Annotated in this window: 8 protein-coding genes and 1 tRNA gene; 5 read left to right on the top strand and 4 right to left on the bottom strand. The window is 65.4% G+C overall.

The window, feature by feature from the left end:
- Positions 1 to 20: 20 nt before the first annotated feature.
- Positions 21 to 1,064 (bottom strand): AraC family transcriptional regulator, encoded by a 1,044-nt coding sequence (locus tag B6S44_RS06875; RefSeq protein WP_129156030.1) that lies wholly within the window; start codon positions 1,062 to 1,064, stop codon positions 21 to 23.
- Positions 1,065 to 1,528: 464 nt separating this feature from the next.
- Here B6S44_RS06875 and B6S44_RS06870 point away from each other — a divergent pair, with 464 nt between their 5' ends.
- The 5 genes from B6S44_RS06870 (at position 1,529) to B6S44_RS06845 (ending at position 12,216) form a co-directional block, all read left to right on the top strand.
- Complete coding sequence (locus B6S44_RS06870; RefSeq protein WP_129156029.1) at positions 1,529 to 2,884, top strand: winged helix-turn-helix domain-containing protein; 1,356 nt, start codon at positions 1,529 to 1,531, stop codon at positions 2,882 to 2,884.
- Positions 2,885 to 3,199: 315 nt separating this feature from the next.
- Positions 3,200 to 4,855, top strand: coding sequence for a cytochrome P450 (locus tag B6S44_RS06865; RefSeq protein WP_164985751.1), 1,656 nt, complete (start codon positions 3,200 to 3,202; stop codon positions 4,853 to 4,855).
- A 14-nt stretch (positions 4,856 to 4,869) separates the two neighbouring features.
- Positions 4,870 to 6,210, top strand: coding sequence for a calcium-binding protein (locus tag B6S44_RS06860; protein ID WP_129156027.1), 1,341 nt, complete (start codon positions 4,870 to 4,872; stop codon positions 6,208 to 6,210).
- A 212-nt stretch (positions 6,211 to 6,422) separates the two neighbouring features.
- Positions 6,423 to 11,420 (top strand): beta strand repeat-containing protein, encoded by a 4,998-nt coding sequence (locus B6S44_RS06850; RefSeq protein ID WP_164985750.1) that lies wholly within the window; start codon positions 6,423 to 6,425, stop codon positions 11,418 to 11,420.
- Positions 11,362 to 12,216, top strand: coding sequence for an autotransporter outer membrane beta-barrel domain-containing protein (locus tag B6S44_RS06845; RefSeq protein ID WP_164985749.1), 855 nt, complete (start codon positions 11,362 to 11,364; stop codon positions 12,214 to 12,216). Before B6S44_RS06850 ends, B6S44_RS06845 begins: the two co-directional genes overlap by 59 nt.
- A 388-nt stretch (positions 12,217 to 12,604) precedes the next feature.
- Here B6S44_RS06845 and B6S44_RS06840 read toward each other — a convergent pair.
- The 3 genes from B6S44_RS06840 to B6S44_RS06830 all read right to left on the bottom strand — a co-directional run bounded on the left by B6S44_RS06840 (position 12,605) and on the right by B6S44_RS06830 (position 16,068).
- Positions 12,605 to 12,679: transfer RNA gene (locus B6S44_RS06840), tRNA-Thr, on the bottom strand.
- Between the two features lie 195 nt (positions 12,680 to 12,874).
- Positions 12,875 to 13,537 (bottom strand): ligase-associated DNA damage response endonuclease PdeM, encoded by a 663-nt coding sequence (gene pdeM / locus B6S44_RS06835; protein WP_129156586.1) that lies wholly within the window; start codon positions 13,535 to 13,537, stop codon positions 12,875 to 12,877.
- A 44-nt stretch (positions 13,538 to 13,581) separates the two neighbouring features.
- Entirely contained in the window at positions 13,582 to 16,068 is a 2,487-nt protein-coding gene (locus tag B6S44_RS06830; protein WP_129156024.1) for a ligase-associated DNA damage response DEXH box helicase, read from the bottom strand.
- Positions 16,069 to 16,109 lie beyond the last annotated feature (41 nt).

Raw genomic sequence — 16,109 nt, 5'->3', positions numbered from 1 at the left:
TAAACGTGACTTTGCAGCACTCAACTGGAGGAGCGCGATGAGCGTCGCGCGGCCTCAGATGGGGTCTCGCCGAAACGGCGGCGAAAGGCGGTGGCGAAGCGGGACGAATTGGTGAAACCGTAGCGGCGCGCGACCGTAGCCACTGAGCTTCCCGATGCGCCAAGAGTCAGATCGTCACGCGCTAACTCAAGTCGGATGGAGTGCAACACGCCAAGGGGCGTATTGCCGCGGAAATGCTTGAACACATGGCCCAACGTTCGCACACTGCATCCAGCGGCGGCGGCGACCTGCGGCATGCGGATCGGCTCCGCGCCATTTGCGCGCATGAAGTCCTCCGCGCGGCGAATATAGGCCGGGACTACACTGGAAGCTCCCTCGTCCAACTGATCGACGTAGTTGTGTGGCACGCCGCGAAGCACCAGCGAGATCAGCAGGTCCGTCAAAGACGCCAGTGCGACGGGGTTGCTGGCCACACCGTCCTGTCGCTGAAACTCGTGCATCACGAAATCAAGCTGGCGCTTCAGGCTGCCCGCAAGCCCGCTGCCCCAATCAAGATTGGGCTCGAATTCGAGTGGCTGTCGGAGGCGCTTATCGAGCATGTGCTCCAGCGCATCCTCGACATCGGCGACCTTGAAGAAGACATTCGTGCGCGCGTTGTCATCGCTGATCAGGAGCCGGCCGCCGGGGCCGGGCCTCCAGACAAGGCCACGACCGTCCATGGCCGTCGTTGAATTCCCCTTTTGGACCAATGTGATGTGGCCGAATAGCATGGTCGTGAAGCAAAAAAGATCGCCTTCGTCGCCTTCGACGGAGACATCCGTTGCGAAGCTGCTGTCGGCGTAACTTGCCAGGATCGAGCCAGCGGCACGGGTCGCGAGCGTAAAAATCGGCTTGTCAAACTTCGCGCTCCAAAGCGCGCGGTTCTGGAGTTGATAGGTGTAGATGCGGTCCGATTTGGCGACGCGTTCGTTGACGCGCAACCGGCCGTCCAAATCCTCCGGATGCCTTGCCCGGACAATATCGAACATCGCCGGCAGCGCAGGCTCGATCGCAGGCACGACCATCGATATGTCTCCATCTCGGCCGCGTCAGCCGTTCGCATCCGCAGCATAGACAGATTTCGTGATGCGTGGACAGATTTGGCGACCAAGACGCAAGAACGGTCAGAATTGGCATCCGACACCTCCATAACGTGGCAGGCTGATCCGATCGCAAGCGGGTGTTGTCAGGTTCGCACATGGTGACCGCAAGACCCCTGCCCGGCCGCATTCGTCAGGCGGCCGCGGTGGCCACCGCCCACCTCCGATGGGCTTCGGCTCGGAACGGACGGAGGTGGGGCGGCGGATCAGATGGGCTTGGGTCTTGAAGGCGTTGTAAAACGCGGCGCGCGTGGACAGGAACCTCTAGAGCAATTTTCGATCCAACTGGATCGTTCAATTGCCCTAGCCCTTGTTTTGACTCGCTTTCTTCACGCGAATCGGTATCCACTTCGCTCGAAAACGGGCAGGCCTCGATTGCTTTGGTGGGCATGACTGACCTACTGGAATCGCCGCGCACCCTCCTCGCCTTCGATGGCTTCGTCCTCGACCTCACGCGTGGGGTTCTGACCGCTGAGGCGCGGGAGGTGGTGCTGCGCCCCAAGACCACGGCGGTACTCGCGCATCTGCTGGCCCATGCTGGCCAGATCGTGTCGCGTGACACCTTGCTCACCGTTGTCTGGGGCGATGTTGCCGTCTCGGACGACAGCCTGACACAATGCGTTTCGGAAATCCGACGCGCGCTGGGAACAGGCCAGGCGGCCATGCTGCAGACCTATGCACGGCGGGGCTATGTGTTGGCGACGAGGTTGCGCCCCGTTGCGCCAGGCGCCGAACGGGCAGCGCTGCTCCCCCCCGGTGCCGGCCCCAATGCCGCAACGCCGGCCGGCTCGGAAGCACCGATGCCCTCTGGCGGTCGACCGCGCAGCCGCGTGGCCTGGGCCGCCCTTGTCGTGGGTGGCTTCGGTCTCGTGTTTTCGGCCGCCGCCTGGATCAGCGCAAACCGCCTGCCTGCTCCGGCAGCGCCGTCCGTTGTTGCATCCGCGGAGCGCTCCTCCTGGGACGAGGCGCAGCGACTGCTGGCGGAAGGGCGCATCGCCCAGCAGGGCGGCGGGGCGTATGGGGATCGCCTGCGTGTGAGCCTGCCGCTCTTCCTCCGCGCGCTCGCGCTCGAACCGCGCCTGGCGGAAGCGGCGGCCGAGGCGGCCTTCGTCCATACGAATCTGCGCACCAACGGTGCCAGTCTGGACCCGGAACGGGACTTGCGCGAGGCGGAGCGCTTTGCCGCCTTGGCGATGGCGGCAAAGCCTGAGGCGCCCATTTCGCTAGGGGCCCAGGCGGCCGTCCTGCGGCAGCACCGCCGCTTCGCCGAAGCGATGGCCTTCTACGAGCGCGCCGGCGCAGATCCCGGCCGAGTCGCAGACCGTGCCAATGTCGGTATCATGCATCTGATGCTGGGCAACGCCGAATCCGCCCAGCCGCCCCTGCGGGCCGCATTGCTGGAAAGCCCCCTTCACCAGTTCTCAGAAAGCTGGAGGGGCTTTCTAGGCTTGGCGAAGCTGATGACGGGGCAGCCGGACCAGGCAGCCGATGATTTTCTGACGTCTACCGCGCTCAATTTCCCGACTGAGGAACGGCTTTTTTATCGCCTGGTTGCGCTGCATGCCGCCGGTCGCCTGGCCGAGGCGCAGGCGCTTGATACCAATTTGCGGCAGCGGGACCCGGCGCTTTTGGCGCGTCCGCTGCGGGCGCTTGGCATGTCGGACGAGGCTGCCTATCGCGCCCGTTTCGAGACGGCGGTGCTGGCCCCGTTGCACCGGATGGGCTGGGTCGAGGTCGGCCGTTAGGGCAGCCTTTGTCAGGGCGGCCGTCTGCAGCTTGCGTCCGGGCGTCGGCCTGATTCCAGCCCTGCATCATCGAGACCTCTCGGCCTTCGAGTGTCGCCATCACTGTGCGGCGATCCACCTGTTATGGGCGGCTGCAGAAGCGGGCATCGAGCCACCGGACGGCGGCGACAGCGACTAGACACTATCCAGGACAAGCCTGGTCCCGTTGAATTTCGGGTTAATTTCGGATGTTTTTCGTTCGGGCTTCAGGACGGGTGCCGCCACGCTCTGCGTAGTTCCGCGCAAGGGTCGTGTCGCCCTGCCGGAGACCTCGTCATGAAGAGCACCGCGGCACTCCTGAAACTGTACGAATGCCTCTATGGTTTCATCATCGCCATCGTGCTTGTCGTGGCGACCTTGGCGTTTGCGCGGATGCTGTCTTCCCCCGAAGCATGGCTCCTCGCGGCGCTGGCCCCGGTCGGCCTCTTGGCGCTGGGTGTGGCGTTCCGATGCCTCGAGTTTCGACGATATGCCCACATTCCCGGCCCGAAGCCGTCGTTCTTCGTCGGGAGCCTTAAGTTTCTCCTCCTCCACGATCATGGCGCTCGTGATCGGGCGCTGGTGGAGCTGCATCGGGCGTACGGCCCGGTCGTGAAGGTCCACATGGCGTGGGGCAACACGCCGTTTGTCTCGCTTTCGGTCGCGCCGAAGGACCTTGGCCATAAGGGCATGGATTCAAACCGGGTCGCCGATAGCACCGTGCTGCCTCGAAGCTTGATGGGCTTGAAGAGGGGCGAGAGGCATACCGCCCATCGGCAACAGATGAACCCGCAGTTTACACCAAAAGCCGTGCAGCAAGGTGCTGGCCGTATGGAGGAAGTCTCGGCGCTTTATCTCCGAACCTGGCGATCCGGGCAGACCCGGCATGGCAGCCTGAAGGCCGACCTCCATCACTGGAGCGCGAATAGCCTGGGTTCATTCCTCTGCGGAGACGAGTGGGAGCAGCGGTCGGACCTCGGCGTATATCTGGCTGCGATCGGCGCGCTTGAGGAAGCGATCAGCTTCCGGGCGTTTCATCCCTTCTTCGTGCGATGGCTGTTCCCGATCAGAGCAAGGCGGGCAAGAGCCGCATATCGCTACCTCTTCGCACATCTCGCGGCGGTTCTGGAGCGACGGCTGCAAAGTCGTTTGAGCGGTGGAGGGGACGAGCCGCCGGATGTGCTGGAAAGACTTGTCAGGCTGAAGCTTGATCCAGGCAGCACGGCGACCTGGAGCCACCACGAATGCGTCGAGGAGTTGATCTCGCTCGTTGCCGGAGGAACCGACGCCATGAGCTACACCATGGCCCAGGCGCTCTACCTGCTTTCCCGAAACCCGCACGTACAGGACGAGGTCCGAGCCCGCGTGCTCGAGGCACGAGACGCAGGCAAGAGCGCTGGGGATCACTTCGTGCTGAACATCGTCCACGAAACGATGCGCCTGTTTCCGCCGGTTCCGTTCAGCTCGAAGGTATCCGAGACTCGTTCGATGGAGGTGGAGGGGATCACCATCCCGGCCAAGACGAATGTGATGTGGATGAAGACCGCCGTAGGCCTGAACGAGGCATTCTTCGCGGACGCGCGGCTATTCAATCCCTGCCGTTTCGCTGCGGGACCAGGCGGTGAGCGACCCGCCGCGTCAATCGCAAGCGCCATGCCGTTCGGCGCGGGAGCGCGACACTGCATTGGGCGCCACCAGGCCGAATACCTGTTAACGCGCTTCCTGAGTACCGTGATCCAGGAGTTTGAACTGGTGCCAGTGCACGACGTCGCCGTGACCTTCTCTGCGACGGTTTCGGTGACGCCATCATCCGTGCCGGTACGATTGGTCCCGCTCTCAACGCCCCCTGATATCCCACCCAAAGCGGTCACTACTGGCCGATCAAAAGTCCTAGCGAAACGAGGCGATCCCGTAACGGAAAGTTGTAATGTCGCGACGGCATTTAAATTCTAAATAAGGATGGTTTAATGTCGTTTTCAAACAAGAGAATCTATCAAGGCGTTGCAGGACGATCGGAAATTTTTGACGTCCCTAATTTAGCAACGGATATCTTTGCCTTTGATGGCGATGACTATATTTTTGCAAGTGCGAAAATCGACTATATCGAAGGCGGGTCACAAGAGGATTATATTATTGCTTTCGGCGGCAATGATGTTGTCTACGGCGATAATTCTGCAAGTGGACGTGACGGTGATATCGTTGGAAGCTTGACCGTTGAGGCAGACGTCATTCTAGGCGGGATTGGAGACGATCTGATATTTGGTCAATCGGGCTTCGACTACGTGAATGGCGAAGGTGGCGATGATACCATTTTCGGGGGGCTGGGAGACGATTTTCTACAAGGCGGGACCGGGGCGGACACTATTTTCGGCGGCGCCGGCAACGACACGATCTACGGCGGCGGAACGTTTTCAGTGCCGGCTGGCTACGCCAAGACGGTCAACTACACCAACAACGGCATCTCGGACCTGCCGGAAGTGAGCAGCAAGGCCAGCACTTTCGGGGAAATCGGCGATGCCGACACCGGCGCGGATGTGCTTGATGGCGGCGATGGCGACGACACCATCGTCGGCAATGCCGGCAACGACTATCTCGATGGCGGGCGCGGCAGCGACATGCTCGATGGCGGTGCGGATAATGACACGCTCCTGGGCGGCGCCGGCACCGACACGCTGCTCGGCGGAGCAGGCACGGATTATCTCGATGGCGCGGCCGATAGCGACCAGCTCGACGGCGGCGCCGGCGCCGACTGGCTCGACGGCGGGTCCGGCTTCGACTTCGCGCGCTATGACGGCTCAATCAATGGCGTCGTGGTGCGGCTCGATGTCGGCATGGGCGTCGGCGGCGATGCCCAGGGCGATACGCTGCTAGGCGTCGAGGCCGTGACGGGATCGGCCCAGCAGGACTACCTGATCGGCGACAGCAACATCAATTACCTGTACGGCCAGCTCGGTAATGACTGGCTCTATGGCCAGGGCGGTGCCGACCAGCTCTTCGGCGGCGAGGGCTCTGACCAGCTCATTGGCGGGGCCGGCAAGGATTATTCCGCTGGTGGCGCCGGCAATGACCAGTATTGGACGCTTGCCGCGGATTTCGAGGCCGGGATCTTCGACGTCGTCGACGGCTTCGGCGAGAGCGCCAACAATTTCGACTATTTGCGTTTCGAGGGCATCGGAGCCGGGCAGCTCACCTTCACCAATAGCGGCAGCAGCGTCGTCATCAGCACAACCGCGCTTGGCGGCTCTGGCGGCATCATCGTCACCAACTTCACCGCGGCCCAGCTCGGTGATCAGCTGATCTTCGCCTGAGCGGCAAACTGGATATGGGCCGCCGTCAGCCTTTGAGGTCGCGGCGGCCTTTTTTCCTTTCTAGCCGCCGCGCCGGAGCGACCGGCGTGGTCTGTGTATATCGACCGACCTCAAGCGTTCCACCTCGATTTGAGGAGGCTCATGCGGCGCTGGTCCGGATATCTCTTCTACCCCGCCGCCCCTTCATGATTCCTATGCCGGACAGGATTTACATGCCAAACTTCACTGGTCGGCGCTGCCACCCGCTCGTCAAAGTGCGCTTGGATGATCTGCGTCTTCCATTAGTCACCGCGGGCTTTGCCACGTCTCTTGATGCAGAGTCGGCATATATTCGCCGCTGCATGCATCGCACTTGGCGGCTCGCAGCGACCGCTTCAGCCGGATCGGTATGCGAACTGCCGCGTCGCATCGACTTGATTCAGAGCGCCGCTGAAAGCCTTGAAAGCCAGCGCCGAAACTGGTGGGGCATGTTGGCCCTGATAGCGACCACGGCAGTCGCCAGCAACTTGGTGGGTTTAATAGGGCCTGCGTTCGCCGAGGGTGGCGCCGGATTCGGCGGAATACAGGGAGGCATCGACAGTGCCACTGGCCCCGGATCGGCTGGCGGCGACGGCTCGGCTACTCGTGACTCTGGGGGAGGCGGCGGAGCTGGCGCCATTGGCGGGCGCGGAGGATTTCATCCGGGTGGCTTCGGAGAAGGCGCAGGCGGCGCGTTCCCTGGCGCGGCTGGCGGAACCGGCGATTCGAACTCTCTTTCGGGCGGTGGCGGTGGCGGCGGCGCGCATGGCGGTGTGCGCCAAGTCCTTGCAGGCGCCAACATTACCGGTGGCGCAGGCGGGCTCGGCGGCCCTCCCTGGAGGGCACTGTTTAATGGCGGAGGTGGCGGAGCGGCCGGTTGGGGGTTAGTCGTTACGGGCGACGGCAATTTAGGTGCCCTCGGCGCTTCTGCCACAGGCGGCAATGGTGGCAACGGCGGCTCTCTAGTATCGAATAATATCTCGGGAGGTGGCGGCGGATCCGGTGGAATTGGCCTCGCTTTCACCGGTAACTCGATCACAGGCACAATTTCGGCACCGGTGCGAGGAGGGGATGCCGGCGCCGGCGGTAAAGGTTGGTTCCTTTGGGATCTCCAGGGGACTTACGGTAAGGGTGGAAACGGTGGCACCGGCGGCGCTGGCATCTCGTTCTTGGGGTCAGGAGCATCTTCGATCACGGTCGGCGCAAGTGTGTCCGGTGGGAAAGGAGGAGACGGCGGCGCAACTGGGGCTATGACAGCGGTTTCCTATCGGACCGATGGTGGGGCAGGCGGCGCGGGTGGCGCAGGATTGCTCGCGAGCAACGTGGTCATCAACATATCCGCAGGCACCGCACTCACCGGAGGCAACGGAGGGGCTGGAGGCGCTGCTCCCAATACCTCCGACGGCTCTGGCGTGGATGGACCAGCGGGAAATGGTGGAGCAGGCATAGTAGGATCGAACCTCACGATCATCAGCGCAGGCGACATCTCCGGCGGCCTTGATGGCGGTGCCAGCGCGCGCGCGAACGCCATCACGTTGATGGATGGCATCATTACAGTAACGCTCCTGCCCGGCTGGAGCATGAGGGGCGATGTTCATCTCACCACCGCCGGTACGGGCGTTCAATTCGATCAATCCACCGCAGCTACTTTAGGTAACGTCGTCACCGGCGCAGGCTCACTTACCAAACTCGGTGCGGACGGCCTGACTTTGTCCGGTGCGAACACCTACACGGGTGTGACAACGGTTTCGGCGGGCACGCTCACCGTCTCTAACGGCAGTGGCCTCGGCGGGGGGGCAGGCGGAACGACGGTCGCATCGGGTGCGACGCTCGCCTTGACCGGCGGCATAACCGTCGGCGCCGAGGCGCTTACGCTTTCGGGGACTGGTGCGTTGGGAGCCGGCGCTCTCACCAGCTTGAATTCCGGCGTCAACACCTTCCAGGGGGCAATCACCCTTGCGGCAGCCAGCAGCATCACTGTCCAGACCACGAGCTCGCTAAATCTTTCGGGCGGCATTTCTGGATTCAACACTGATCTGACGCTTGGCGGCTCTAGCAACAATAGCGGCACGATCAGTGGCGTGATCGCCATCGGTTCCGGCTCAATCACGAAGGTTGGAAGCCTATGGACGCTCGCAGGCGCCAACACCTATTCCGGCCTCACGACTGTGGTTTCGGGCAGCCTGTTCGTGACGAACAGTCTCGGTCTCGGCGCGACGGCGAGCGGAACGGTGGTGGCATCGGGCGCGTCCCTGAGCCTCGGCAGCGGCGTCAACATCGGCGGGGAGGCGCTCACGCTCTCAGGCACTGGCATGGGTGGCTTCGGCGCGCTTCTCGCGAACGGCGGCACGAGCAGCTATGGCGGAGACATCACGCTCGCCGCGGACAGCCAGATCAATGCCGGCTTCTTGAACCTTCCGGGTGTATTGGCGATCTCCGGCGGCATTACCGGCTCGGGACAAAACCTGACCCTCGCCGGCCCGGGAACCGGTACGGTTTCCGGTGTGATCGCCACGGGGACGGGCGGGCTGACGAAGATCAATGCAGGCACCTGGTCGCTCAGTGGCGCTAACACTTACACCGGCGCGACGCAGGTCAATGGCGGCGAGCTGCGCGTGAACGGCTCGCTCGCCTCCTCGGCGGTCGGCGTTGCCAGCGGCGCGACGCTGTCGGGCTCGGGCGTGATCGTCGGGGCGGTGACGGTCGCCTCCGGCGGCACGCTGTCGGCCGGCAACTCGCCGGGCACGCTGACGGTCGGGTCACTGACGCTGAGCAGCGGCTCGAATACCGTGTTCGAGCTGAATAGCTACGGCGTGGTCGGCGGCCCAGACAACGACCGTATCATCGTCAACGGCAGCGGCGCGGCCGGCAACCTGACGCTCGGCGGGACACTGACAGCCAACGTCGCTTCGGCGGGCTATTATCGTCTGTTCGAAGTCACCGGCGGCGGCACGATAAGCGGCAGCTTCGATACGTTGGCATTGGCGGCCCCCTCGGTCGCCGGGGCTGTCGGCACGATCTACAACGCTCCGTCCGGTGTGCCGAACCAGGTCAATCTCGCTGTGGTAGGCGCGGGCCAGACCATGCAGTTCTGGGACGGCACAGACCTCACCGGCAACGGCACCGTCGATGGCGGCTCCGGGATTTGGAATGGCGGCAACGCCAACTGGACCGGCGCGCCCGGCCACGCCGGGATCAATGCGCCCTGGCTCGGTTCGGTGGGGGTCTTCCAGGGCACCGCTGGCGCGGTCACCGTCCCTGGCACACAAAGCTTCGACACGCTGCAGTTCAACAGCGACGGGTACGTGCTGACCGGAGGTTCGCTCGGACTCGGTGTCACCGGCGGCGGAACGATCAACACGGCATCCGGCGTCACCGTTTCGATCGGCTCGGCCATCGTCGATGGCGTCGGCACCAGCCTGACCAAGGTTGGTGCCGGCACTTTGATCCTCACAGGCACCAACACCTATTCCGGAGGCACCACGATCGGCGGCGGCACGCTGCGGGCCGGCAGCGCATCCGCGATCGGCGTCGGCCCGCTGACGCTAGCCGGCGGCACGTTCCAGGCGGGAACGGGTTTCATCAACACATTCGCCACTGCCATTGCGGTCGACACGAGCGGTGGTGCCATCGACGCGAACGGTCAGGTCGTCACGTTGACCGGCAACATCACGGACGGCAACGGGGCCGGCGGAGTGCTCTCGCTGCTCAACTCCAGCACCGACATCGGCCGGGTCGATCTCGGCGGCAGCAACAGCTACAGCGGCCCGACCGCGATTGGTGGCGGCGTGACGCTGGCAGCAGCGGCCAACGGCGCATTCTCCCCGAACTCCGACGTCACGCTGGCGCCGAACGCAGCCCTCATGGCGCATGGCCACGCTGTGACCGTTCGCTCGCTCGCCGGGAGCGGGCTGGTCGTCAACGGCCATGATACCCAGGCCGGATCCTTGACCCTCGCGGTCTCATCAGGCACGGCAAGTTTTGTCGGGAGCATTGCCGACGACGCCCCCGGCGAGACCGGAGCGACCCTGGCGCTGGCCAAGACCGGCGCGGGCACGCAGATCCTTGCCGGAGCCAACAGCTATACCGGCGGCACGACGATCCTGGGCGGGACGCTGCAGATCGGCGCCGGCGGGACAAGCGGCTCGATCACTGGTGACGTCGCCAATGGCGGGACGCTGGTCTTCAACCGGTCAGACGCTGTGAGCTTCGGGGGCGCTGTCTCGGGTTCCGGCGCATTGCGCCAAGCCGGCACGGGCACGACGACTCTGACCGGCATCAGCAGCTATACGGGCGCCACGTTCGTCGATGCCGGCGCGCTCGTGGTCAACGGCTCGATCGCAGCCTCCTCGGGTATGACGGTCGCGGCCGGTGGCGCGGTCGGCGGAACCGGCGCCCTGCCTTCGCTCACCGTGAACGGCACGCTCTCGCCGGGCAACTCACCCGGCACGCTGACGGTCAACGGCAACCTCGTGATGGGCACCGGCTCGACCTATGTCGCGGAGGTCCAGGGCGCGGTCTCCGATCGGACAGCTGTCACCGGCACGGCCGCGCTGGCCGGCACGCTGCGGATCGTGCCTCTAGGCGGTGCCTACAGCTTCTCCGCGCCCTACACGCTGCTCTCGACAGCGGGCGGGCTCGGCGGCACGCGCTTCGGCCTGGTCGACACCACCGGCTCGTTCGGCGACGGGGTCACCACTGCGGTGAGCTACAACGGCAACGACGTCCAGCTGACGCTGACGCCGAAACCGTTGGCGCCGATCGTCGACCCGGTCGTCCCGCCGATCGTCCCGTCCGCTCCATCGCCACGACTTGGCGTCGGCCGCCCGGCTAACGCTCTTGCGGTCGCCTCGGCCATCGATGCCGCGGTTGCCAATGGCGCAGACCCCTCAGGGCTTTTTGGGATCTACAACCTGCCGGCGGCGGCGATCCCCGTCGCCGTGAACCAGCTCTCGGGCGAGGTCCATACCGCCGTGCCCGCCATGGCCAACAGCGCGGCTGGCCAGTTCCTCGGCACCATGCTCGACGGCTCGGGGGCAGGCCGCCTCGCCGGTTCTCAGAACGGCCCCGGCGGCGCTGCCGGCTTCACGGCCGATCTGCCCTCGAAGCAGGGACGGGCCGGGTCGCCCGACCTTGGATCCGGCGCGTTTCTCGCTTTGGGGCGCGACCTTCAGCTCGACTGGACGCAATGACGGCGACCGGGCCGTGGGCTCGGCGAACCGCAACCTCTCCGATGCTCATCTCGCGGTCGGCGTCGACGTCCGGCTCGGCTCCAACACGGTCGCGGGCATCGCGGTCGCGGGCGGCCAATCGCGCGCCTCGCTCTCGGGCGGTCTCGGCAAGGCCGAGGCCGATGTCTTCCAGGCTGGCCTCTATGGCCGCACCACGCTGGGCACCGTCAACCTTGCCGCCGCACTCGGCTATGCCAGGCTCGACACCAACACCAGCCGCGTGATTCCCGCGCTCGCCCGTACCGGCGTGACCGCCTCCTATGCGACCGAGGTGTGGTCCGGCCGGATTGAGGCAAGCCTGCCGGTGGTAAGCTGGGGCGGCCTGACACTCTCGCCGCTCGCCGCTTTTCAGGCGGTGCGCGCGAGCAGCCCCGTCGCAATCGAGCGCGACGGGACCGGTGCCGCCGCCGGCACGCTGACGCTGGCGGGGCGTTCCGACATCACCAGCCGCAGCGAGCTCGGGCTGCAGCTCGACGCCAACCTGCTGGCGGGCGCTACTCCCGTCACCGGCTTCGTGCGCGCCGCCTGGGCGCATTATTACCAGCGCGACGCCGACCTCACCGCTTCGCTCAACGGCCTGCCCGGCGCGAGCTTCGGGGTAATCGGCGCCAGACCGGACCGCAACGCCGCCCTGCTCGCAGCGGGAGCCGACATCGGGCTGAGCCAGAGCGTCAGCCTCGGCATGCGCGTCGACTCGGAACTCTCCGGGAACACCCGCCGCATCGGCGGAACCGCGCAGCTCAGGGTCAGCTTCTGAGACAAATGACAGCGTTTGGACCGCTGCTGGTTGGCGTCGTCCCGGTGCAGAGCGAATAGCCCGTCTTTGCGGGCTTCGCCTCGCAGGGCTCTTCACTTGTTGACCTACGCATAAGCGGACATTCTGGGTTTCGGGAATGGGCCATGGGCGGCCATAGCCGAGTTGCGAACCCGTCTCTTTCCAAAGCTAACCCGTCTCTGGCCCACGGGCGCTGGAATACTCGGAAAATCCGAAATTGCGCGTCAGAGACAGGCGCCAGGCTTGCTGACTTTTTGGCGCGTGACCGCTGGCTGGTCATCGCGTTCTATCGGTCGCGAGACTCGTAAGTGACGGCGAAAGCGCGGGTTTTCCGCGCTTTTGGAAAATCGCCGGTTATCCGGAGAATGGCTGGTGCTGCGAGAGAGGATTGAACTCTCGACCTCTCCATTACCAATGGAGTGCTCTACCACTGAGCTACCGCAGCAGGACCGTGCTTATGCTGGCGTTTCGGGTCGATCGAGGACCCGTAAAAGCGCTGCGCCGTTCCGAAGCGGCGTCCTGATGCCACAAGCCCTGCGCTGACGCAACCTGTTACGCACATATCCTTGCACCGGAAAATGAAAGACGGTCGACCACTCCATTACCAATGGAGTGCTCTAAGTCGAAGCAATCGCCCGCTTCAGTCCGGCAGCAGCAGGCGTTGGTCGATGCGGAAGAGGCGGCCGTCGCCGAGGAGATGGGCAGAAAAGCCCAGGCCGAAGAGCGGCCGGAAGGCGATGTCGCGGACATTGAGGCCACCGGCATAGGCGCCCATCGCCGGCATGACGCAGCGCGTCGGCGAGAGCGCAAAGCAGCGCCGGCGCAGCGCCCGGCCGCGCATCCGGACCTTCGCGGTCGGGTGCAGATGGCCGGCGATTTCCGGCAGCGCACCGGCGGGGCTCGGCTCGTGTCGCAGCCTGACGCCGCGGAGGTCGATCTCGTCGACCACCGCGCCGCCCATTGCGGCCGAGATCGCCGGGTCGTGGTTGCCGCTGATCCAGAGCCAGTCACGGCCTGCCTGGAAGGCGCGTAAGCTCGCAAGGCAGTTCTCGTCGATCCGCGCTTCGGCGCCGCGATCATGGAAGGAATCGCCGAGCGCGATCACGCGCGCCGGCTGGTAGCGCAGGATCGCGGCGCCGAGCAGCCGGAGCGTCGCGGCGGAATCATAGGGCGGCAGCAGGACGCCGCGGGCCGCATAGGCCGAGCCCTTCTCCAGATGCAGGTCGGCGACGACGAGCGTGCGCTCGTCCGGCAGATAGAGCGCGCCAGAGAGGTCGGGCACAAGCGCGAGCCGGCCGAGCATGAACGCCTCGGCCGCCGTTCCGGTCGCTTGCTTCGCCGCCAGGTTCACGCCATCGCCTCTTCAAGCATCTGCGCTTCCGCCTCGGCCAGGATCTCGTCGGCCGCTTCGCCATGGACCGCCTCGCGCCCGATCTCGAGCATGACCGAGACCGAGAGCGGCGAGACGTGATCGAGCGGCTGATGCACGATTCGCCCGCTGATCCGTGTCAGCATCTGACCCAGGCGGCCGATGTCGAGCAAGCCGGTCGCCGCATCGGCGCGTGCGGCGCGCAGCAGCACATGGTCGGGCTGGTGCCGGCGCAGCACGTCGTAGACGAGGTCGGTCGAGATCGTCACCTGTCGCCCGCTCTTCTCCTGGCCGGGAAAGCGCCGTTCGATCAGGCCGCCGATCACGGCGCAGGAGCGGAAGGTGCGCTTCATCAGCGCCGATTCCGCCAGCCACTCCTCGAGATCGTCGCCGAGCATGTCCTGCGCGAAGAGCTCGTCGAGCGAGAGCGCCCCGCGCGCGATCGCCGCCGCCATGTCGCCGAGCGTCCAGACGCCAAGACCATAATCATTGCAGACGAAGCCGAGCGGTTTCAATCGTGCCCGCTCGAGCCGGCGCGTCAGCAGCATGCCGAGGGTCTGGTGGGCGAGGCGGCCCTCGAACGGGTAGGCGACGAGAAAGAAGCGCCCCGCCCGTGGAAAAGTCTCTACCAGGAGCTCGCCCGGCTTGGGCAGCCGCGATTTCAGGCGCTGCGCATGCAGCCAGGACGAGACCTCGTCCGGCAGCTTCGCCCATTCCTTCGGCGAGGCGAGGATGGCGCGCACCCTGGCGGCAAGGAAGGTCGAGAGCGGGAACTTGCCGCCATTATAGGACGGGATCTTCGGGTCGGTGCCGGCGGCGGTGCGCGAGCAGACCACCTCGTTCTCGACGATGCCCTCGAAGCGCAGCACCTCGCCGGCGAAGATGAAAGTGTCGCCCGGCGTCATCGTCTCGGCGAAATACTCCTCCAGCTCGCCGAGCAGGCGCCCGCCGCGGCTGAGCATCTTCTGGCCGCCGGGACGGGCCGGCCGCGAGCGGCCGAGCCGAACCTTCAGCATGGTCGATTCGACGATGGTGCCGACATTCATCCGGTACTGCTGGATCACGCGGGCATTGCTGGCGCGATAGAGCCCGTCCTTGCTCTGCCGAAGCTTGGCGAAGCGCTCATAGCTCTTCAGCGCATAGCCGCCGGTGGCGACGAAATCGACGACAGCGTCGAAATCGGCGCGGGTAAGGTCGACATACGGCGAGGCGGTCAGGACCTCCTGATAGAGCGCATCGGGCTCGAAACCGTCCGAGCAGGCGACCCCCAGCACATGCTGGGCGAGCACGTCGAGCGCCCCGATCCGTGGCGGCGGGGTATCCTGCGCCGCCTCCGCCACCGCATCGAGCGCGGCGCGGCATTCGAGCAGCTCGAAGCGGTTCGACGGTACCAATAGCGCCTGCGAGGGCTCGTCCATGCGGTGGTTCGAGCGGCCGATGCGCTGCATCAATCGGCTCGCGCCCTTGGGCGCGCCGACATTGACGACGAGGTCGACATCTCCCCAGTCAATGCCGAGATCGAGCGTCGCCGTGCAGACCACGGCTTTCAGTTTGCCCGCCGCCATCGCCGCCTCGACCTTGCGGCGCTGGCCGACATCGAGCGAGCCGTGATGCAAGGCGATCGGCAGGGTCTCGTCATTCACGCTCCACAGCGCCTGGAACATGAACTCGGCCTGCATGCGGGTGTTGACGAAGACCAGCGTTAGCTTGTGCGCCTGGATCGCGGCATAGATGTCGCCGACGGCATGGGCGGTGATGTGGCCCGCGAGCGGCAGCCGCCGTTTGGTCGCCATGATGCCGATCTCGGCTTTCGCGCCACCCTTGACGGTGACGAGGCCGGACGGCGTCTCGGCGCCGCCGAGATAGGCCTGCAGGTCGGCCGGCTCGCGCACCGTCGCCGACAGGCCGACTGCGCTCATCTGCGGCGCCAGCCCGCGCAGCCGTGCAAGGTCGAGCGAGAGCAGGTCGCCGCGCTTGGAGGTGACGAGCGCGTGCAATTCGTCGAGCACGACGCGGCGCAGGTTCGCGAAGAACGGTTTCGCATCGCGATGCGAGACCAGCAGCGCGAGCTGTTCGGGCGTGGTCAGGAGGATGTCCGGCGGGCGCTCGATCTGGCGCGCGCGCTTGGCGGGCGAGGTGTCGCCGGTGCGGGTCTCGACCTTGACGGAGAGCCCCATCTCGCGGATCGGCGTCTCGAGATTGCGGGCGATATCGACCGCGAGCGCCTTCAATGGCGAGACATAGAGCGTGTGCAAGCCGTCGCGCGCGCCGCCGCGCTGGGTCAGTTCGACCAGCGAAGGCAGGAAGCCGGCGAGCGTCTTGCCGGCGCCGGTCGGCGCGACCAGCAGCGTCGAGCGCCCGGCCCGGGCCTCCTCCAGCAGAGCGAGCTGATGTGCCCGGACGCTCCAGCCGCGGCTGGCGAACCAGGCGGAGAAGGCGAGGGGAAGAGGCGAGGGCGCATCCATCGAGGGACAGAGATAGGCTCTGTCGAACGAAAAGGGAACGG

Origin of the sequence: Allobosea sp. Tri-44 (assembly GCF_004123845.1) — a bacterium.
Lineage (GTDB): Bacteria > Pseudomonadota > Alphaproteobacteria > Rhizobiales > Beijerinckiaceae > Allobosea.
Note: the sequence above shows the minus strand (reverse complement) of the source record. Positions and strands in the feature narration are given on the sequence as shown.

What these genes read in the sequence shown, in the direction of transcription:
- B6S44_RS06875 (WP_129156030.1), bottom strand. Translation starts at nt 1,064, where the DNA reads ATGGTCGTGCCTGCGATCGAGCCTGCGCTGCCGGCGATGTTCGATATT.
- B6S44_RS06870 (WP_129156029.1), top strand. Translation starts at nt 1,529, where the DNA reads ATGACTGACCTACTGGAATCGCCGCGCACCCTCCTCGCCTTCGATGGC.
- B6S44_RS06865 (WP_164985751.1), top strand. Translation starts at nt 3,200, where the DNA reads ATGAAGAGCACCGCGGCACTCCTGAAACTGTACGAATGCCTCTATGGT.
- B6S44_RS06860 (WP_129156027.1), top strand. Translation starts at nt 4,870, where the DNA reads ATGTCGTTTTCAAACAAGAGAATCTATCAAGGCGTTGCAGGACGATCG.
- B6S44_RS06850 (WP_164985750.1), top strand. Translation starts at nt 6,423, where the DNA reads ATGCCAAACTTCACTGGTCGGCGCTGCCACCCGCTCGTCAAAGTGCGC.
- pdeM (WP_129156586.1), bottom strand. Translation starts at nt 13,537, where the DNA reads ATGCTCGGCCGGCTCGCGCTTGTGCCCGACCTCTCTGGCGCGCTCTAT.
- B6S44_RS06830 (WP_129156024.1), bottom strand. Translation starts at nt 16,068, where the DNA reads ATGGATGCGCCCTCGCCTCTTCCCCTCGCCTTCTCCGCCTGGTTCGCC.